A 17,763-nucleotide genomic window follows, 5' to 3' on the forward strand; every position below is an offset into this window, starting at 1 on the left:
CCGAAGGCTCCCCATGTTCCGTCCCGTCATCGCCGGATTGTCGCTTCTCTCGATCGCTCTTGCAGGCGCGATGCCGGCGCGCGCGGCCGATGTCGACGAAGCCTTCTTCAACTCGGTTTTCGGGCGCTGGTCGGGCCCGGGCGAAATCGTCGCCGGCAAGTACAAGGGCACGAAGTTCGTGTGCGACCTGTCGGGTCTCCAGCCCGAAAAGGCCGTCGGCATGTCGCTCGACGGGGCCTGCCGCGTCGGCATGTTCTCTCAGCCGATGAACGCGACCTTCACCAAAGGCGGCTCGTCCTACAAGGGCACGTTCCTCGATGGCTCGGGCGGCAAGGGCCTCGACATCGTTTCGGGCGACGTGTCGGGAAACAAGGTCGTCGTGGGTCTCGACCGCAAGCAGTTGAAGGGCGCTATGGTCGCCCGGCTCGAGGACAAGAACAAGCTGATGATCACGATCTCGGTGCAGGTCGCGGGCGAGCTCGTTCCCGTCATCGGCATGACGCTGAAGCGCGACGAGAGCGTGAAGCGCGCCGCGTTGGCGGACTGAGCGTCAGGCGGTCCGCCACCAGTCCGGCTCCGTCGGCCGACGTTCGATACCCGTCGTATCGAGCGTCTTCAGCCGCTCGACGATCGTCACGCCATCCAGAATTAACTGTGGCGCGATCTCGACGAGCGGGACAAGTACGAAGGCTCGCTCACCCATGCGTGGATGCGGCAGCGTCAGTGTCTCGCTCCGCATGCTGACACCACCGAAGTCCAGGATATCGAGGTCGACCGTCCGCGGACCCCAGCGCACGCTGCGATCGCGATGAAGCTCGGTTTCTACAGCCAGGCAGAGCGACAGCAGGCCATCCGCCGAGAGGCTGGTTTCGACACTCGCGCAGGCATTCAGGAATGTGGGCTGCACGATCGGCCCCCAAGGCGGAGTTTCATAGACCGACGATACGGCGACCACGCTCGTGCAGAGATCGCGGTCGAGGGCACGCAGCGCCAGCGCCATTGAGTGGACGGGGTCCCCGATATTCCCGCCAAGCCCGAGATAGGCGGTGATCATTGCCCTCGCTCCCGAAGCGCGGCGTCGACCAGCGCCAGCGCGTCTCGTGTCGGGCCGACGGCATGGACCCGGAAGATCGAGACGCCCCGCTCCCGCATCAGAACGCTCGTCGCGGCCGTGGCCACGTCGACGTCCCCGCTGTCCCGGTCGAGAACGCTCCGCACGAAGCGCTTGCGCGAGGTGCCGGCGAGGATCGGGTAGCCGAGGGGGGCAAGTTCGCCCAGCCGCATCATCAGTTCGAAGTTCTCCCTCGCATCCTTCGCGAAACCGAACCCGGGATCGAGGACGATCTGGTCCTCGCTGACGCCCGCGTCGCGCGAGATCCCGACGGAGCGCCGGAGAAACGACCGCTGATCCTCGATGACGTCAGGCAGTTTCTCGCGCTCTCGCCCCGTGTGCATCAGGCATAGGCCTGCCCCGGTTCGGGCCGCGACTTGCGCGATCTCCGGCTCGCGTTGCGCGCCCCAGACGTCGTTGACGATCGATGCGCCGGCCTTGACCGCAAGGGCCGCGGTCTCGGCGCGGTAGGTATCGATGGAGATCGCCACGTCGCTGTGAGCCCGTAGCGCGCGAATGACCGGCAGGACCCGGTCCTGCTCTTCCGCCGCCTCGACGGGTGCGGCGCCCGGCCGGGTTGACTCGCCGCCGATGTCGATGATGTCGGCGCCCTCTGCGATCATTGCGAGCGCGGCCTCGACCGCCCGCTCGGTGCTGCCGTCGAAGCGACCGCCGTCGGAAAAGCTGTCCGGGGTGACGTTGAGGATGCCCATGATGGTCGATCGCCGCCCGAGACGGATCGTCCGGCCGTGGGCCGTTCGCCAGATGCGCTCCAGTGTCACGGGTTCGCCCGATCTCATCCGTATTTCCCAAGCCCGTTACTGACGACCGCAATATTTCCGCAATCGTCCCTTGTATCTCTTTCGAACCCGCGTAGCGTAGGGGTCAGGTGTTTCAAGGGTCGAGGCCAGCGACGATGCGGCGACTTCTGATCTCCAGCCTTGCGGCCGGATGCATGTTCACCGGCTCGGCCCATGCCGCCGAGATCACCGAGCGCACCACGTATTTCATGGTGCGCGGAGCGACGTTTGCCGAGCTGGACAGGGCGCTCGGAACAAACGGTCCGCTTCTGGGCGGCGGCGAGCGTCACGCGGGGGCCACGAAGGTCACCTTCACCCGCGACCTGCAGTTCGACATTCAGAAGACCGGCTGCCGCATTGCCCGCACCAACCTCCGCCTCGATCTCGTGACCACCCTCCCGCGCTGGAACGCACCGCGTGGCGCCGACGCGAGGACGCGGACGATGTGGAAGGTGCTGCAGCGGGACATCGCGGAACACGAGGCGAAACACTCCACGATCGCCAAGAACTGGCTCGACCTGATGAACCGGGAACTCTTGGCCCTGCCCCCCGAGCCGAGTTGTGCCCGTCTGGAGGTGAAGGCCGCGCATCTCTCGCAGCAGATGCAGATGGCCCATGCCAAGGAACAGAACGGGTTTGATCGTGCGGAGACGCGCGTCGTGGACTCCCGTCTCAATGCGAAGCTCGCGGCGGCCACGAAACGCGCGGCGCCTTGAAAAGGCAGGGCTTCGGCTTACGCCTGACGTGCAGGAACCGTCAGCGTCAGTCCGTCGAGGTCCGGCTTGACCCGGATCTGGCAGGACAGGCGCGAGTTCGGGCGTACGTCGAGTGCGAAGTCCAGCATGTCTTCCTCCATCGCTTCCATTGGCGGAATCTCCACGAGGCGAGCCTCGTCGACATAGACATGGCAGGTCGCGCAGGCGCAGGCTCCGCCACAATCGGCATCGATGCCGGGCACATCGTTTCGGATCGCCGCCTGCATGACGCTCGCCCCGTCGGCAGCATCGATATCGTAGCGGGTTCCGTCGGGCGTGATGAAGCTGATCGCGGTCATGCCCGCGGGTAGAACGACTGCGGGCGGCCGTCAATGGTCGCCCGGACGACCGCAAGGCGTCGAAGCGTTCGGTTATCAACAACCATGTCCGCACAAGCCGACGTATGGTGACCGGCTTCGACGATCGACGCAACGCGACAAGCGGACGCCGCGGGTTGGTGCGACGAAAGCAGACCAACTGACGATTCGAAGCCGGAAACCTCGCTGGACGCGACGTCAACGCAAGCCCGCGGCAAGCGCAGCGCCCTCGGATCGCAGTCAAGGGATCGATACCGCCGAAAGCTGCATTTCGAAATCGGCGTTAACCAAATGTTTAAACTTGTATCAAAGCCCGGAATTGCGGGTTTCCTTCCGCCCTCCGCGCCTCTAATTTGGTCGAATGTAAAAGGCCCGCCATCCGTGTTCTGGTGGCGGCCTTCCGATGGCGGGATGGTTCGGGGCGCGCGACAGGGCGGCGCGTCGGCGGCCACCCCGCGAGTAAACGAGTACGGGGCGGCGGGTCATGTCGAAGATCAAGACGGCTGAACAGCTATCGGACGAAGCAGTCACCGAGCTGGAGGCGGCGCTTCAGGACACGGATTTCCTGGGTGCCGATCCCGATCAGCCTCAGGTGAGCGGGACGGCCGAAGGCCATGTCGAGAGCGATACGCTCGCCCCGTCCGAGATCAACATCGAGTTCGCCCTCAATGAATTCGATCGCTCCGTGGAGGAAGCGACGAGCGCCCTCCGTGAGGAATCGATCGCCGAGCCAGTTGCGCAAACCGATCCGCTGAAGGCCGACGGGGAGGTTCCGCCCGAGCCGGACTTCCAGATCGCCGAAGAGGAACTGATCGCGTCGCTTGGCGATCTCGACCGCGTCGACCCGCCTGCGGCGGCCGATCGCCTCGGAAGCGCCGTGCCGCCGGTGGCGGCCGCGATCGCGGCAGGAACAGCCAGCACAGCGCGTCAGGATGCTCCCCCTCCTCGTGCGGAACCTGCGGCTCGGCGCCCGGAGCCGAGCGTCGCCCCCGAGCCCGTTCGTGCGTCGCGCACCCGCGACTTCAAGGCCGCTGTCGCCAATGACGAGCAGCGATCCGCCGCCGTGCGCGCCGATGCGCTGCTGACCCGCCGTTCATCGCGCCGCACGGTGGTCATCGGCGGCGTCGTCGCCGCCGCTTGGGTTCTCCTGGCTGGTGCGGCCGCCGCCGCTTTCATCAATTCCGGCACGTCGTCCGCCCCCGAGGCCGTCACGCTGGCCTTGGCGGCTTCTGCCGTGGTCCTGCCTGCCCTTCTCATCATGGCATTCGCCGTGATGGTGCGGCGTTCGCAGGATCTGCGCCTCATGAGCCGCTCGCTTGCCGAGGTCGCTCTTCGGCTGGCGGAACCTGAAAGCATTGCTTCCGAAAAGGTGGCGAGCGTCGGCAATGCCATTCGTCGTGAAGTGGCCGCTCTCGGCGAAGGCGTCGAGCGCGCGCTTTCGCGCATGGGCGAGCTGGAGGGCATCGTCCACAACGAAGTGTCTTCGCTCGAACGGGCCTACGCCGACAACGAGGTGAAGATCCGCTCGCTGGTGACCGACCTGTCGTCGGAGCGCGAGGCGATGCTGACGCATGCCGAGAACCTTCGCTCGTCGGTGGTCGGTTCGCACGATCGCCTGATCGGCGACGTCGACACGGCCTCCACCCGGATCATCCGCCAGGTCGAGGACGCGACGCAGCGGTTCCATTCGCTCCTCGACGAGCGCGGTGCCGCCCTGTCGCAGGCCTATGAGGAACGCAGCCAGGCGCTGACGGCGATGTTCGATACGCGCAGCCGCGAGATCGAAAGCGAACTGACCGGCAGCAGCACGACGGTGATCCTGCGGATCGGCGAAACCGCAGAGGAGACGACGCGTCGGCTGGCTCAGACCGGCGAGGAACTCGCCCGGTCGCTGCGAGCGCAGGCCGAGGAACTGCAGGCGCGATCCGACGAACTGGTGCAACGCGTCTCCTCGATCGGCGAGGAAGCGGGTGAGCGCCTTCGCCAGTCGAACGATACCGTGCTGCGCCAGTTGGCGGAGCGTACCGAGAATCTTGCAACCGGCTCGGAGACCTTCGACCGACGCCTCGCCGAAACGCTCGACGAGCGTTCCTCGCGTCTGATCGGCGAGAACGAAGCGCTGATCGCTTCGCTGGCCGGTAGCCTGGACCAACGGCTCGCCAACCTGACGACCGAGACCGAGCGTCTTCTGGCGCGTCTCGACGAGGCCTTCGACAGCCGGATCCAGAACGCGACCACCCTCCTCGGCTCGCGCAACGACAATGTTCTCAGCCGCTTCGACGAACGTCTCGCTCAGCTGGAAGCGGCTCTTTCTGGCAAGGGTGCGCAGCTCGTGCAGACGATCGAGGGTCAGGCCCTTGCGATCGACCGCACGGCAGACCGCCTCGCCGTCACCCTTTCCGAATCCTCCGGTAGCTTCGCGCGGACCGTGGCCGAGCGCGCCGACGAAATCCGTCAGGCGATCGACAGTGGCCGGGAGAATCTTACCGCTGCCGCAGACAGCGCTCGTCAGGGCATCGACGCCAGCTTCAACCAGCATTCCGATCATTTGCGCTCGACCTTCGACGCGCAGATCGGCTCGCTCGGGGCCGTTCTCAGCGATCGCGCGGCCGACATCGACACGTCGCTCGCTTTCGCGCAGCAGGCGCTGATCGCCCAGTTCGAAGAGCGCGGGACCGCCCTCACGCACTCCATCGAGAGCAACGTCGCCCGTATGGAGGCGATCATCGGCGGCGCCGAAGGCCGCCTGGTCTCCGGCGTGGAAGAGCGGGCCGGACGGCTTGAAGCTGCTCTCGTCGCGGCCGACTCGCAGGCGGACGATCGCTTCCAGACCCGCCTCGACCGCATGAACGCGCTTCTTGCCGAGCGCGGATCGGCGATCGAAGTGGCGCTCGACCAGCGCACCCAGCTCCTGTCGAACGAATTCGAGACGCGTCTGGCTTCCCTCGACCGCATGCTTGCCGATCGCACGGAGCGCTTCGTCACCGACTTCGACGAGCGGAACGAGGCCTTGACCACCGGGCTTGCGGACCGCATCACCGCCAGCGAGGCCTTCATGCGCGACAGCGGCGAGCGGCTGTCGACCTCGCTCGACCTTTATACCTCGCGGGTCGGCGACGACGTCATCGGGCGCCTGGAAGCGGCGTTGATGATGGGCGACGACCGCCGGCAGGAATTCCTCGCCAATCTGGAAACGCGCACGGCCGGCATCGAGGCGAGCTTCGAGCAGTCCGTCGAGCGCGTCGTCAACGATCTCGCCGTCCGGGTCCGCGAGCTTTCGGATGCGGTCGACACCTCGCATGCCGGTCTCACCGAAAGCCTGGACGAGCGCACTGACCGCTTCGCCCGCGATATCGACCAGAATGCCGGCACGGTGCTCTCGGCTGTCGAGAACGCCCTGTCGCTCCTGATTCAGGGTCTCGACGGTCGTGGCGCGACGCTCCGCGAAGCGGTCGAGAACGCGCGCGGCGCCATTCTCGATGGCCTCGACGATCGCGTCGTCTCCATGCGCCAGATGGTCGACGCCTCGGAGAGCTCGCTGATTTCCGACCTCGATGAGCGGACCACCCGTATCGCCGCCACGCTCGACAGCGGCAACGCGGCTATCCTCTCCACGTTGGAGACCCGCATCACGGCCCTGCGTCAGGCGCTCGTGGAATCCGACGGCTTCCTCGCCACCGCGATGGACGAGCGTCGCGACAACCTCACGTCCGCCATCGAGGACGTTGCGGGATCTCTGGCCGCCACGCTCGGCGACCGGGCGGACGACGTGCGCCGCGTTCTTGAGCAGAGCGCGGGCAACGTCACCACCGCGCTGGAGACCAAGCGCGAAGAGATCGTCGCCGCACTCGCCGCAGGCACCGTCAGCCTCGCGGCCGCGGTCGACGAGCGGACGAACGCCATCAATGCCAGCCTCGAGCGCGGCCTCGGCAATGTCGAACGCACACTCTCGGGTCGCACGGCAATGATCGCCGACACCCTGCGAGAGTCCATCGTCGCCGCGTCCGCCAAAATGGGCGAGGAGGCCGACCGTGCCCGCGCCGGTCTGGAAACCGAGACCCAGAAGATCGCCATCATCATCGGCGAGCTCGGCTCGACCTTCCGGTCGTCCTCTGCCGAGGCACAGGCCGAGTTCGTCGCCGAGGCCGGCCGGTTCGAGGAGCGCATCCGCGCCGTCGTCCAATCGGTTCAGGAGACCAGCCAGACGGCTCGCGAGGAGCTGACCGGCCAGAGCGCGCAGATCGCCGAGGGCATTGTGCTTTCCGCCGACTCGATCCGCCGCATTGGCCAGGAGGCGCAAGAGCGCTTCGCCGCAGAGGCTCAGCAACTCGGCCGTCAGGTCAGCGACGTCGCCGGGCGCATGCGTGCCGACGCCGAGGAACTGCGCGAGGCGCTCGCCCTCGAAGGCGACGCTTTCACCACGCAGATCGGCGGAGCCTCGCTCGCCATGCGCAGCGAAGCCGAGGCGGCGCGTGAGCGACTTTCGGAGGTCGCCAACGAGTTCGCAGGTGGGCTGGAGGCGATGGCCGACCGCCTGCGGCAGGACGCCGAGTCGGCGCGCCAGATCGTTCAGGACCAGGCGCAGTCCCTCTCCGGCGATATCTCGGAAGCATCGGACCGTCTCCGCCTCATCGGCGATCGGACGCGCCAGCAGTTCGCGACCGACGCCGCGCAGATCCGCGAGGAAGTTGCTGCAGCGGCCGTTCAGGTTCGCGAGCAGTCGGACGTGCTGCGCCGAGAGGTTGCCGAGCAGACCGCTGCGATCGGCGCCGAGTTCACCGATGCGAGCGCCCATCTGCGGGAAGCCGGCGAGCAGTCGCGCCGTAACCTGCTGGACGATGCGGGTCGCATCACCGGCGAGGTCGCGCGGGTGGTCGAGGCCATGCGCGGCGAGACCGATCGCGTCCGCGAGCGGATCGGCGAGACGGCGGGTCAGCTGGTCGCCGAACTCACCGGTGCGACCGACCGCTTCGAGGCGAGCTCCGGCGACGTTCGTGAGCGTTTCGCCGCCGATGCCGCGCGCGTCGTGGGCGAAATCGACGCCGTGGTCCTCTCGATGACCGAGCAGGCCGAAAGCGCCCGGCAACGGTTCCTTTCGGATGCCGAAAGCTTCGCCGAACGCGTTCGCGGCGCCTCGACGCTCATCCGGGACGAGACGGGTCGCAGCGTCACGATGCTGGGAGAGCGGGCCGACGGCTTCGTCGGAGAACTGGCGACCTTGTGGGATCGCCTCGCCACCCTCCTCTCCAACACGTCCGGTGGGCTCAACGAAAGCCTGTCGCGTTCGATCATGGACCTGCGGGCCGAGATCGACGGCACGTCGGAGACGATCCGTAACGACATCCTGTCGGTTGCCGCCAACATCCGCGACGAGACGGCCAACGTCTCGGGCGAGATCCTTCGCGAGGCCGAGCAGGCGCGTACGGCGCTGAGCGCCGAAGGCTCGCAGGTCGTGCTCGGCCTGTCTGCGGCGGCAACCGCCCTCCGTCTGGAGGCCGAGCGCGCCCGCGATCAGATCGCCGAGGTGACGACGGGATTCGGCGCGGAGATCGCCGATCGCGTCTCGTCGTCCGAGCGCGAGCTGACGCAGAGCTCGGATCGTGTGGCGGAACGGATGGCGGAGCGCACCCGCGCCCTGTCGCAAATCCTGACCGATCGCAACGCCGAGCTTGCCACCCTGATCGAGACACGCACCCAGCCCATCGTCGATGCGCTGTCTCAGACGGGAACCGCGGCGATTGCCGCCCTGGAAGGCACATCCGACCAGGTGGCGGAGCGGCTGCGCGCCGAGAATGCGGCCGTGGTTGCCGATTTCGTGCAGCGGACGGAGGAGCGCGTTCAGCGCCTCAGCCGTTCGTCGTCCGAGCTGATTGCCGCGCTCGACCAGCGTTCGGAAGAGGCCGCAACCCGTGTGTCCGGTATTCAGGGTCAGCTCGGCCAGGAGGTCACGCAGCTTCTCGATCGGCTCGACAACAGCAACGAGACGCTTCGCACGATGCTGGAGGACGCCAGCGGCTCGATCGGCCGCGTGGAGACCTCGCTCATCGATACCCGCGATCGCTTCCGGACCGAGGCGCTGCGTGTCGAGGACGAGATCACGTCCTCGTCCGACCGCCTGGAGCAATCGATCGCCCGGATGGACGGTGTCACGTCGTCCGCCTTTATGCAGATCGGCGGTATGACCGAGAAGTTCGCCGAGCACGGGCGCCTTCTCTCCGACGCAGCACGTCTGCTCGACGAGACGCAGACCAACCTTCAGTCGACGCTCGAAGAGCGTCACGAGGGCCTGACGCTGCTGGCCGGAACGTTGGCCGACCGCTCGCGCACCATCTCCGAGACGCTGAACGCGTTCGAGGGCGTCGTGGATCGTCTCTTCACGCAGGCCGAGGAGCGCGCCCGCGCCGTGGCTGCGACGGTCAATGGCGAACTTGGGTCGAGCCTCGGCGACGCCGAGCAGCAGCTGGAGGAGACCGAACGCCGTTCGCAGGCTGCCGCCGAGCAGATCCGCGAGGCGATGCGCTCGGTGATCGAGGAGGCGTCCGAGAAGTTCGCGGGTGCGACATCGGAAATGCGCCGCGCAGCTGGCGACATGCGTCGCGAGCTGGAAACGGCGCGTACGGAAATCCGCCGCGGCGTCTTCGAGCTGCCGGAGGAGACTCGCGAGAGCACCCGGGCGATGCGCCGGGCGGTGTCGGACCAGATCCGCGCCCTGCGCGAACTCAGTGACATCGTTTCGACCTCCGGCCGTGCGATGGACGTGCGCAAGCCCTCGACCGACGACCGCGGTTCTCGCTCGGCCGGCTCGAGCAGCGAGAGCGAGCGTCGCGTGGCACCGCCGGCCGTCAGCGGCAACCTGGCCTATGACGTGCGTGGCAATGCCGACGCCTCGCGCATGCTGACGCAGCAGCCTTCGGCAAACCCGGTCCAGACGGGACGGACGGGCGAGTTCTCGCCGCTTCGCCCGGCTGCACCAGCGCAGGTCCCCGCTCCGATCGCCACGCCTGCAGCCCGTCCGGCGGCTGGTGAAAGTGATGGCGGCTGGGTGTCCGATCTCCTGCGTCGCGCCTCCCAGGATGAGGACGAGGGTGTGGAGCCTGCATCGGCTCCGGCCGCTCCCTCAGAAGCGGCGCGCACCGAGCGCAGCCAGGCGCACGTGGTCGACTCCTTGAACTCGCTGTCGGTAGATATCGCCCGTGCGATCGATCACAACGTGTCGGTCGAACTGTGGGACCGCTACCGCAACGGCGAGCGCAACGTCTTCACTCGTCGTCTCTACACGATGAAGGGGCAGCAGACGTTCGACGAAATCCGTCGCAAGTACCAGCGCGACGCGGATTTCCGTCATGCGGTCGACCGCTACATCGCGGACTTCGAGTCGCTGCTTCAGGACGCCTCGCGACGCGACCCGGACAACACACGCAGCAAGTCCTACCTGACGTCCGATACGGGCAAGGTCTACACGATGCTGGCGCACGCTTCGGGCCGCTTTGACTGACCGGATGCTAGAGAAACCTTCGAACTGAGAAAGGGCGGCAGCTAAGGGTGCCGCCCTTTCTTGTGATGCCAAGCGCCCCATGCAACCCGCCCTGACGTCATCGACTGCACGCGGTCCGTGCCACAGGACGCGAGAGAGCGCTGACGGGGCTTCTCCGTTCCGGTCGTCTGGACTGAGACTTCAAGCGGAGCGTGGAGAGCAATCGTTCGAAATCAGCAGCCACTTCGACCACGATTGCGGTGTCCATATCCGTAGAAAGGCATTCGCAGTCCTGCCTTCTATGGAACATGACACCGCTACGGTCAGGAGGCTAATTCCACCGCACGTTGGCGCCGGTGCCGACCGGACACGAAAGACTAGGAACATGTCCGAATGCCTTGACTGGCCGCCCTGCTCCTCCCACTCCCGTCGCGCGGACGAGCGCTTTCGCTCTGCAGGGTCCACACTCGTCGCGCACGATGCGACGACATCGCATCCTCGTTATGCCTTGAGAAAATCCGTCATCAGACCCTCGGGCTATCCGACCCGGTCGAACGAGCGCCGATACAACGCAGGCTCATTCCAGAGTGTGGTCGGTTTTGTTTGCGAGACGCTAGTGGTCAGCGCTGCCTCCCGATCTTCATCCACGTGCGAGGCAAAGGCGAGCGTTCGGCGAACGTCCGCAGTTTAAACTGGCCGACGAATTCTTACCAAACCTTCAAAACAGCCGTCGGCAGGTTCGGCTATAGCATGAGCCTTCGCGGACAGAGTGTGCGCGAGCGAAGGCCAAAGAAAAGCCCGCCGAAGCGGGCTGTTCAAAGCTGATGAATTCGCTGGGAGAGCGTGCTCAGACGAGCCGGATCATCCATGCCACGATCTCGTCCGCCACGGAGCCGAAAGCCTGATCCAGCGCGGACACGTAGCCCGAGGGCTGGCCGTTTGCGACCGGCACGTCGGCGCGGAAGATACGAGTGCCCCGAACGACGCCCGTTCGGTCGTTCAAGGCTTTCACGGAAATCTCGACGACGGCCGTGGCCCCGGGCTCGAAAGCGATCTCGAAACGCCGAAGCTCGGTGACGACCTGATAATCGATCGCGAGGCCCTGTCCCGGCACGCCGGCTGCGCCGATGCGGCCCGTGTTCTGGAAGGCCTGCAGTAGGCGCAGCTGAACGAGACGCGGAAGGCGGTCGCTCCACTGACTGTCGGCGAGGTTCTCGATGGTCTGCGGTGTCGGCTTCACGACGATCCGCTGGCTGTCCAACGTCTGGGTTGCGGTGGGCTCCGGCAGGAGGATTTGCGACCGCGTCGAAGCGGACCCGACCGAGGCCGGGCCGGGAGGCGAGAGTTCGAAAGTGGCGGGCGGGGTCTTCAAGGACGCGCAAGACGAGAGCGCGAGCGCTGCCACCATGAGGCCGGACCATCTTGCCGCAGCGTTTCGTGCCATTTCGATCCTCGACGCATTTACTGACGGAAAGCCGAAGCTGGCGCGCTTCCCGCGGGTTTCAAAGTGGCGAAGTGCCTGACGGCAGCGCTTCGCGCGACGTATGTTGCCGGCTGGCCACCCGGCCCGCCGAGGAAGCTCGCCTATCGCCGGACGCGACCGTCGAACTGGCGGACCTCGCCCGATCCGTCGCCGCCATAGATGACGCGGCTCGGATTGTTCGCGAGATCGAGGATGGCCCGCTCGATCCGCGACACCGCCTGCGTCGTCTCGCGGATGAGGTTGCGTGCGTCCTGCAGTCCCTGCCCGGTGAAATTCTGCAGATTCGCCGCGATCGGTCCGACCGAACGCTGGATCGTCTCGGCCGTCGCGCGCACGCTCTGCAGCGTTGCCCTCGCCTCCGCGGTCAGGCCCTGCCCGTCCGGGCTGTTCACGAGGCCGTTCACCGAATTGATGAGCGTCTGAACCTGGTTCGAGGCGACCTTCAGCGCGGCGCTCGTGTCCTCGACGTTCGTGATGATGTCGTTGATGTCCTGGCGGCGCGAATTGATGTTGTCGGCAACGCCGCGCACCGAGTCTGCCGCCGCCGCGATGTTGTTGGTCGCGGACGAAACGTTGTTGACGGCCTGGTTGATGGTCGAGGCGCTTACGGCCGACAGAAGCGTGTCGATCCGGGCGCGGGTACCGTTCAGACCCTCCAGCGCACCGTTCAGGGTCTGCAGCATCGTGTCGGCGCCAGCGACGACCGAACCGACGCGGCCGGACTGGGCGTTGAGCGCATCGGTGAAGCCGGAGACGCTGTTGATCGTCGAGCGCACCTGATCCGGATTGACGGCTGCGGTGATCTGAGAGACGTCGGCGAGCGTCGAGTCGAGGCGCGTCGCCACGCTCGTCGCGGTCTCGGAGATCGGGCCGAGCCGCTGGAGGAATGCCTGAACGCTCGGAAGATTCTGGGTGATCGTGTCGCCCACCGAGCCAAAGCCGGCGACCGCCGAGGAGACGGACTCGATCGCCCGCGTGAAGTTTCCGGTCTGATCGCGCAGCGACTGCGAAATCGCCGCGACGTTCTGGATCGACTGGTTGACGGCCGCGACGTCGAGCGCGCCGATAAAGTTGCTGGCGCGGCTCATGAGGTCGGGAAGCTGCACCGCGACGTTGTTGGCGCTGCGCGAAAGGTCGGCGAGACTCGCCAGGAAGTCGTCGATCTGGTCGGCGTTGGCGGCGAGGCTGTCGGTGAACGTGCGGACGTTGGTCGACGTCTGCGCGACGTTGTCGGCCGTCGTGCGCACGGCAGGACCGATCGCCTGCACGATGTCCTCGAACTGGCCGAGAATGTTGTTGGCGCGGTCGGCGATGTCGCGCGCGGTGGCGAGGATGTCGGTCACATCCGACGGGTTGGCGGTGATGACCGGCGTCGCGCCCTGCTCCAGCGCCGACTGGATGATGTTGCGGTCGTTGACGTTACCGCCCGTAAGTCCGATGAACCCGATACCGGTGAGGCCCTGGAAGCCGATCGTCGCGGTGGTCGAGGTGGTGACCGGCGTCGTGCGATCGATCTGCGTCGTCGCGATGACGACGCGCGGATTGTTCGGATCGATGCGCAGGTTGGTGACCGAACCGACTGCGAGGCCGTTAAACAGGACCTGGCTGCCCTGGCTAAGACCGGAGACGGAGCCTTCGATGCGCACGAGTAGCGGGACGCGGGAGTCGCGGTCAGACACGTTCGCGGACCAGTAGACGAAGCCGAAGCTTGCCAGGAGCACCGCGACGGTGAACACACCGACGAGGATGTAGTTGGCTCTGGTTTCCATCACTCGTTCCCGCTGAAATACGGATTCTCGTCCTTGGGCACGACGTATCGCGCCCGCTTGCCGTGAAAGTACGACTTCACCCAGTCGTCCTCGAAATCCAGCATGGTCTGGAGCGGCCCTTCCACAAGGACCTTCTTCTTGCCGAGCACCGCGATCCGGTCGCAGGCCTGGAACAGGCTGTCGAGGTCGTGCGTCACCATGTAGACCGTCAGCCCGAGCGTGTCGCGAAGCGTCATGATGAGCTCGTCGAAGTCGGCGGCGCCGATCGGATCGAGGCCCGATGTCGGCTCGTCGAGGAAGACGATGTCGGGGTCGAGCGCGAGAGCGCGGGCCAGCGCAGCGCGCTTGATCATGCCGCCGGAGAGCTCGGACGGGTACTTGTCGGCGGCGTCGGCGGCCAGACCGACGAGATCGATCTTCAGCCGTGCCAACTCGTCCATGAGCTTGGGCGAGATGTCGAGATACTCGCGCATCGGAACCTGGATATTCTCCAGCACCGTCAGCGACGAGAACAGGGCGCCCTGCTGAAACAAGACGCCCCAGCGCTGCTCGACGCTCAGCCGCGCGGCTTCGTCGGCGCGCTCGTAGTCGACGCCGAACACCTCGATCGTGCCCGACTGCTTGGCGTTGAGGCCGAGAATGGTGCGCAGGAGCACGGACTTGCCGGTGCCCGAAGCACCGACGAAGCCGAGGATCTCGCCGCGACGCACGTCGAGCGACAGGCCGTCCAGAATCGTCTTCGAGCCGAAGCGGACCGTCACATCCTTGGCGCGGATGATGACGTCGTCGTCCCGGTTGCGAGGCGTGGTGTCAGTATCCGATGGCGGCATAGAAGATCGCGAATACGGCATCCAGAAGGATGACCAGGAAGATGGATTTCACGACCGAAGCCGTGACGTGGCGGCCGAGGCTTTCGGCGCTGCCGCCGACCTTGAGCCCTTCGAGCGAGGCGACGACGCCGATCACGATCGCCATGAACGGCGCCTTGATCAGGCCGGCGAAGACGGTGCCGATGTCGATCGCGCTGCGCATGCGCGTGATGAAGGCATCGGGCGTTATGCCGGAATAGATCCAGGTGACGACGATGGCGCCGAGGAGGCCGGCGATGTCGGCGATGAAGGCGAGGAGCGGCAGGACGATCGTCAGGGCCACGAGGCGCGGAAAGACGAGGACGCCGATCGGGTTGAGGCCGATCACCTGCAACGCGTCGACCTCTTCGCGCATGCGCATCGAGCCAATCTCGGCGGTGATGGCGCTGCCCGAACGACCGGCGATCATGATCGCGGTCAGAAGTACGCCGATCTCGCGCAGCTGCAGGATGCCGACGAGATCGACGACGAAGATTTCGGCGCCGAAGTTGCGAAGCTGGAAGGCGCCCTGCTGCGCGATGACAGCGCCGATCAGGAAGCTCATCAGGGCGATGATGGGCACGGCGCGCACGCCCATGCGGTCCATCTGGCTGACGATGGCCGCGGGCCGCCAGCTCTGCTTGCCGGTGATGCGCCGACCGGCGCCGTAGAGCGACGCGCCGACGATGTTAAGGCCCATCATCGTCTCGCGGCCGACCGCAAAGACGTTGGCGCCGATCGCGGCGAAGAAATCCGCGATGGCCGAGGTCTTCTTTGTCTTGGTCTCCGGTCGAGGCGTGTCCATCGCCTTGCGCACCGCGCCGAACAGCTTCGTCTCCGCGTCGCCCAACCCCTCGGAGCGCACCTCGGCACCCTTCTCGGCGAGGGCCCGCTGCAGACGCTCCATCAGAAGCGCGCCCGACGTGTCGAGGCGCCCGACCGACGATAGGTCGAAGGTTACGGACTTGCCGAGGTCGGCCTTGCGCGTCTCGTCGACGACGCTTTCAACATGACCGATGGTACGAGCCAGCCAGTCGCCAGAGAAATGGAGGACGACGCCGCCCTTGCCCTTCTCCGCCTCGAGCGAAGGCGAGGCGCCGTCGGGGCGACCTTCCTTCTTCGGAGCCCCTTCGGGGTGCGGAGTATCCAGCATGCGATCGCTCGGGTCGTGGGATGGCGGTATAGGAAAAGGCCGTAACACCGCTCGGCCGGCTTAAGGTCTTAACGCCAGAGTTAGCTTGCGTCGTGTGCGATGCAATGCCCGTTAAGTTTTGCGAAGGAAATATGCCGATGCGTCGTCTTTCGGTCACAGTGGACCGCTTCCCGCTGGCGCGACGCTTCACCATCGCGCGCGGCTCGAAAACCGAAGCCGCGGTGGTCACCTGCACGTTCGAGGCCGGCGGCTTTCGCGGTCGCGGCGAGTGCGTCCCCTATGCGCGTTATGGCGAGAACGTCGAAACGGTGTGTGCCGCCATCGAGGGCGTGCGCGAAGCGCTGGAGGCGGGTGCGGATCGCGTGGCGCTTCAGTCGCTGCTGCCGGCGGGCGCGGCCCGCAACGCGGTGGATTGCGCGCTCTGGGATTTCGAGGCCAAGTCGGCCGGGACCAGCGTAGCGCAGCTCCTCGGCATCGGGACGCCGCATCCGATCGATACCGCCTTCACCATCTCGCTCGACACGCCCAACGAGATGCACCGGGCCACCGCTGCCGTCGCGAACCGAACCGTCCTGAAAGTCAAGGTCGGCGGACCGGACAGCGACGCTGAGCGTATGCGTGCCGTCCGCGCGGCGTCGCCGGCGGCGCGTCTCATCATCGACGCGAACGAAGGTTGGCGGCCCGAGACCATCCGCGACCATATGCTCGTCGCTGCATCGATCGGAGCGTTCGTCGTGGAGCAACCCTTGCCGGCCGGTCAGGACGAGATCCTCACGCGGATGCCGCGTCCGGTGCCGGTGTGTGCCGACGAGTCGGTGCACGGTAGCGACGACCTCGCCGCGCTCGTCGGACGCTACGACTACGTGAATCTCAAGCTCGACAAGACCGGTGGCCTCACCGAAGGAATGCGGTTCCTGGCCGAGGCGCGGCGGCTCGGATTCGGAGTGATGGCCGGTTGCATGGTCGGCTCGTCGCTCGGCATGGCGCCCGCCGTTCTCTTGGCGCAGGAGGTCGAACTCTGCGATCTCGACGGACCGCTGCTTCTGGCCGAGGACCGGCCGGACGGCCTGCGCTACGAGGGCTCGACCGTCGGCGTCCCCCAAGCGGCGCTTTGGGGCTAGCCGCGCGTCAGGCGGCGCGGGCTGGCTCCAGCGCGCGGGCATCCTCCAACACAGGTTTCTCCACGATCTGGGGGACCGGCATCTGCGTGCCGGTCCAGGTCAGGAGCTCGAGCGTCCCATCGTTCCGCTCGGCGATGGCGGAGCAGCTTTCGACCCAGTCGCCGCTGTTGACGTAGAGGATGCCCGAACGCTCCGCGATCTGCGGGTGATGGATGTGCCCGCACACCACGCCCTCGCAGCCCATGCGATCGGCCTCCGCCGCGAGCAACGTCTCGAAGGCGCCGATGAAGGATACGGCGTTCTTCACCTTCAGCTTCGCCCAGGAGGAGAACGACCAGTAGCCGAAGCCGAAGCGGCGGCGAAACCGGTTGAAGACGAGGTTGATGGCGATCGCCGCGTCGTAGGCCCAGTCGCCGAGATAGGCGATGAGCCGCGCGTTGCGGACCACGACATCGAACTCGTCACCGTGCATCACGAGGAGCTTGCGGCCGTCCGCCGTCTCGTGGACGTCGGTGAGGCGCACCTCGATGCCGCCGAAGTGCTGGCCGGGAAAGCCGCGCAGAAACTCGTCGTGGTTGCCGGGGATGTAGACGATCTGCGTGCCCTTGCGCGCCTTGCGCAGGAACGCCTGCACGACGTCGTTGTGCGACTGCGGCCAGTGCCACGCCCGCTTCAGGCGCCAGCCGTCGACGATGTCGCCGACCAGATAGATCTTCTCGGCGTCGTGGACCGCAAGAAAGGCGAGGAGCTGCTCGGCCTGCGCCGCCTTGGACCCGAGATGGACGTCGGAGATGAAGAGGGTGCGGAAGTGCCGGTGCGTGCGCGGCTGACTCGTCGGCGTCATGGGCTTCGGCCCCTTCGATTGCCAATGCGGGCAAAATCGCCGGTTTGCATTGCATCCATGTGACGGCAGGGCTTCGGGTCGAAGGTTG

13 protein-coding genes are annotated in these 17,763 nt (G+C 66.4%); 5 read left to right on the forward strand and 8 right to left on the reverse strand.

The features are described from left to right. The first annotated feature begins 13 nt into the window (after nucleotides 1-13). Nucleotides 14-547, forward strand: a complete 534-nt coding sequence (locus tag BM175_RS04105) for a hypothetical protein (RefSeq protein WP_090959678.1) — start codon at nucleotides 14-16, stop codon at nucleotides 545-547. Between the two features lie 3 nt (nucleotides 548-550). On the opposite strand, the gene folK is transcribed toward BM175_RS04105, so the two are convergent. Both folK and folP read right to left on the reverse strand, forming a co-directional pair. Next, the gene (folK, locus tag BM175_RS04110) at nucleotides 551-1,054 is read right to left on the reverse strand and encodes a 2-amino-4-hydroxy-6-hydroxymethyldihydropteridine diphosphokinase (protein WP_090959680.1); all 504 of its coding nucleotides are present in this window, start codon (nucleotides 1,052-1,054) and stop codon (nucleotides 551-553) included. After that, complete coding sequence (gene folP / locus BM175_RS04115) at nucleotides 1,051-1,911, reverse strand: dihydropteroate synthase (RefSeq protein ID WP_090959683.1); 861 nt, start codon at nucleotides 1,909-1,911, stop codon at nucleotides 1,051-1,053. The genes folK and folP overlap by 4 nt, the downstream gene beginning before the upstream one ends. 155 nt (nucleotides 1,912-2,066) lie before the next feature. Between folP and BM175_RS04120 the strand changes: the two genes are divergently transcribed. After that, nucleotides 2,067-2,627 (forward strand): DUF922 domain-containing protein, encoded by a 561-nt coding sequence (locus BM175_RS04120; protein WP_175526750.1) that lies wholly within the window; start codon nucleotides 2,067-2,069, stop codon nucleotides 2,625-2,627. 17 nt (nucleotides 2,628-2,644) lie between these two features. Here the strand turns inward: BM175_RS04120 and BM175_RS04125 are convergent, their stop codons facing one another. Next, a complete protein-coding gene (locus BM175_RS04125) occupies nucleotides 2,645-2,965 on the reverse strand; it encodes a 2Fe-2S iron-sulfur cluster-binding protein (RefSeq protein WP_090959690.1) in 321 nt (106 codons plus the stop codon). A gap of 502 nt (nucleotides 2,966-3,467) precedes the next feature. On the opposite strand from BM175_RS04125, the gene BM175_RS04130 reads away from it, so the two are divergent. Next, nucleotides 3,468-10,478 (forward strand): apolipoprotein A-IV repeat region-like domain-containing protein, encoded by a 7,011-nt coding sequence (locus tag BM175_RS04130; RefSeq protein WP_090959693.1) that lies wholly within the window; start codon nucleotides 3,468-3,470, stop codon nucleotides 10,476-10,478. A gap of 826 nt (nucleotides 10,479-11,304) precedes the next feature. On the opposite strand, the gene BM175_RS04135 is transcribed toward BM175_RS04130, so the two are convergent. Next, entirely contained in the window at nucleotides 11,305-11,751 is a 447-nt protein-coding gene (locus BM175_RS04135) for an ABC-type transport auxiliary lipoprotein family protein (RefSeq protein WP_244545874.1), read from the reverse strand. Between BM175_RS04135 and BM175_RS23020 the strand changes: the two genes are divergently transcribed. Beyond that, entirely contained in the window at nucleotides 11,675-11,980 is a 306-nt protein-coding gene (locus BM175_RS23020) for a hypothetical protein (protein WP_244545882.1), read from the forward strand. The two genes, BM175_RS04135 and BM175_RS23020, sit on opposite strands and share 77 nt — an antisense overlap. 61 nt (nucleotides 11,981-12,041) lie before the next feature. Here the strand turns inward: BM175_RS23020 and BM175_RS04140 are convergent, their stop codons facing one another. From BM175_RS04140 to BM175_RS04150, 3 genes are read right to left on the reverse strand one after another with little or no spacing between them, the layout of a single operon-like run. Further along, complete coding sequence (locus BM175_RS04140) at nucleotides 12,042-13,709, reverse strand: MlaD family protein (protein ID WP_090959698.1); 1,668 nt, start codon at nucleotides 13,707-13,709, stop codon at nucleotides 12,042-12,044. Beyond that, complete coding sequence (locus tag BM175_RS04145; RefSeq protein WP_090959701.1) at nucleotides 13,709-14,539, reverse strand: ABC transporter ATP-binding protein; 831 nt, start codon at nucleotides 14,537-14,539, stop codon at nucleotides 13,709-13,711. Before BM175_RS04145 ends, BM175_RS04140 begins: the two co-directional genes overlap by 1 nt. Then, nucleotides 14,520-15,710, reverse strand: a complete 1,191-nt coding sequence (locus BM175_RS04150) for an ABC transporter permease (protein ID WP_090959704.1) — start codon at nucleotides 15,708-15,710, stop codon at nucleotides 14,520-14,522. The genes BM175_RS04145 and BM175_RS04150 overlap by 20 nt, the downstream gene beginning before the upstream one ends. Before the next feature lie 131 nt (nucleotides 15,711-15,841). Between BM175_RS04150 and dgcA the strand changes: the two genes are divergently transcribed. Further along, a complete protein-coding gene (gene dgcA, locus BM175_RS04155; protein ID WP_090959706.1) occupies nucleotides 15,842-16,831 on the forward strand; it encodes an N-acetyl-D-Glu racemase DgcA in 990 nt (329 codons plus the stop codon). A gap of 7 nt (nucleotides 16,832-16,838) precedes the next feature. Here the strand turns inward: dgcA and BM175_RS04160 are convergent, their stop codons facing one another. Then, nucleotides 16,839-17,675 (reverse strand): UDP-2,3-diacylglucosamine diphosphatase, encoded by an 837-nt coding sequence (locus BM175_RS04160; RefSeq protein ID WP_090959709.1) that lies wholly within the window; start codon nucleotides 17,673-17,675, stop codon nucleotides 16,839-16,841. Nucleotides 17,676-17,763 lie beyond the last annotated feature (88 nt).

This window comes from Aureimonas phyllosphaerae (genome assembly GCF_900113065.1).
GTDB lineage: Bacteria > Pseudomonadota > Alphaproteobacteria > Rhizobiales > Rhizobiaceae > Aureimonas > Aureimonas phyllosphaerae.

What these genes read in the sequence shown, in the direction of transcription:
- folP (WP_090959683.1), bottom strand. Translation starts at nt 1,911, where the DNA reads ATGAGATCGGGCGAACCCGTGACACTGGAGCGCATCTGGCGAACGGCC.
- BM175_RS04105 (WP_090959678.1), top strand. Translation starts at nt 14, where the DNA reads ATGTTCCGTCCCGTCATCGCCGGATTGTCGCTTCTCTCGATCGCTCTT.
- BM175_RS04120 (WP_175526750.1), top strand. Translation starts at nt 2,067, where the DNA reads ATGTTCACCGGCTCGGCCCATGCCGCCGAGATCACCGAGCGCACCACG.
- dgcA (WP_090959706.1), top strand. Translation starts at nt 15,842, where the DNA reads ATGCCGATGCGTCGTCTTTCGGTCACAGTGGACCGCTTCCCGCTGGCG.
- BM175_RS04145 (WP_090959701.1), bottom strand. Translation starts at nt 14,539, where the DNA reads ATGCCGCCATCGGATACTGACACCACGCCTCGCAACCGGGACGACGAC.
- BM175_RS23020 (WP_244545882.1), top strand. Translation starts at nt 11,675, where the DNA reads ATGGTCTGCGGTGTCGGCTTCACGACGATCCGCTGGCTGTCCAACGTC.
- BM175_RS04160 (WP_090959709.1), bottom strand. Translation starts at nt 17,675, where the DNA reads ATGACGCCGACGAGTCAGCCGCGCACGCACCGGCACTTCCGCACCCTC.
- BM175_RS04125 (WP_090959690.1), bottom strand. Translation starts at nt 2,965, where the DNA reads ATGACCGCGATCAGCTTCATCACGCCCGACGGAACCCGCTACGATATC.
- BM175_RS04130 (WP_090959693.1), top strand. Translation starts at nt 3,468, where the DNA reads ATGTCGAAGATCAAGACGGCTGAACAGCTATCGGACGAAGCAGTCACC.
- BM175_RS04140 (WP_090959698.1), bottom strand. Translation starts at nt 13,709, where the DNA reads ATGGAAACCAGAGCCAACTACATCCTCGTCGGTGTGTTCACCGTCGCG.
- folK (WP_090959680.1), bottom strand. Translation starts at nt 1,054, where the DNA reads ATGATCACCGCCTATCTCGGGCTTGGCGGGAATATCGGGGACCCCGTC.
- BM175_RS04150 (WP_090959704.1), bottom strand. Translation starts at nt 15,710, where the DNA reads ATGCTGGATACTCCGCACCCCGAAGGGGCTCCGAAGAAGGAAGGTCGC.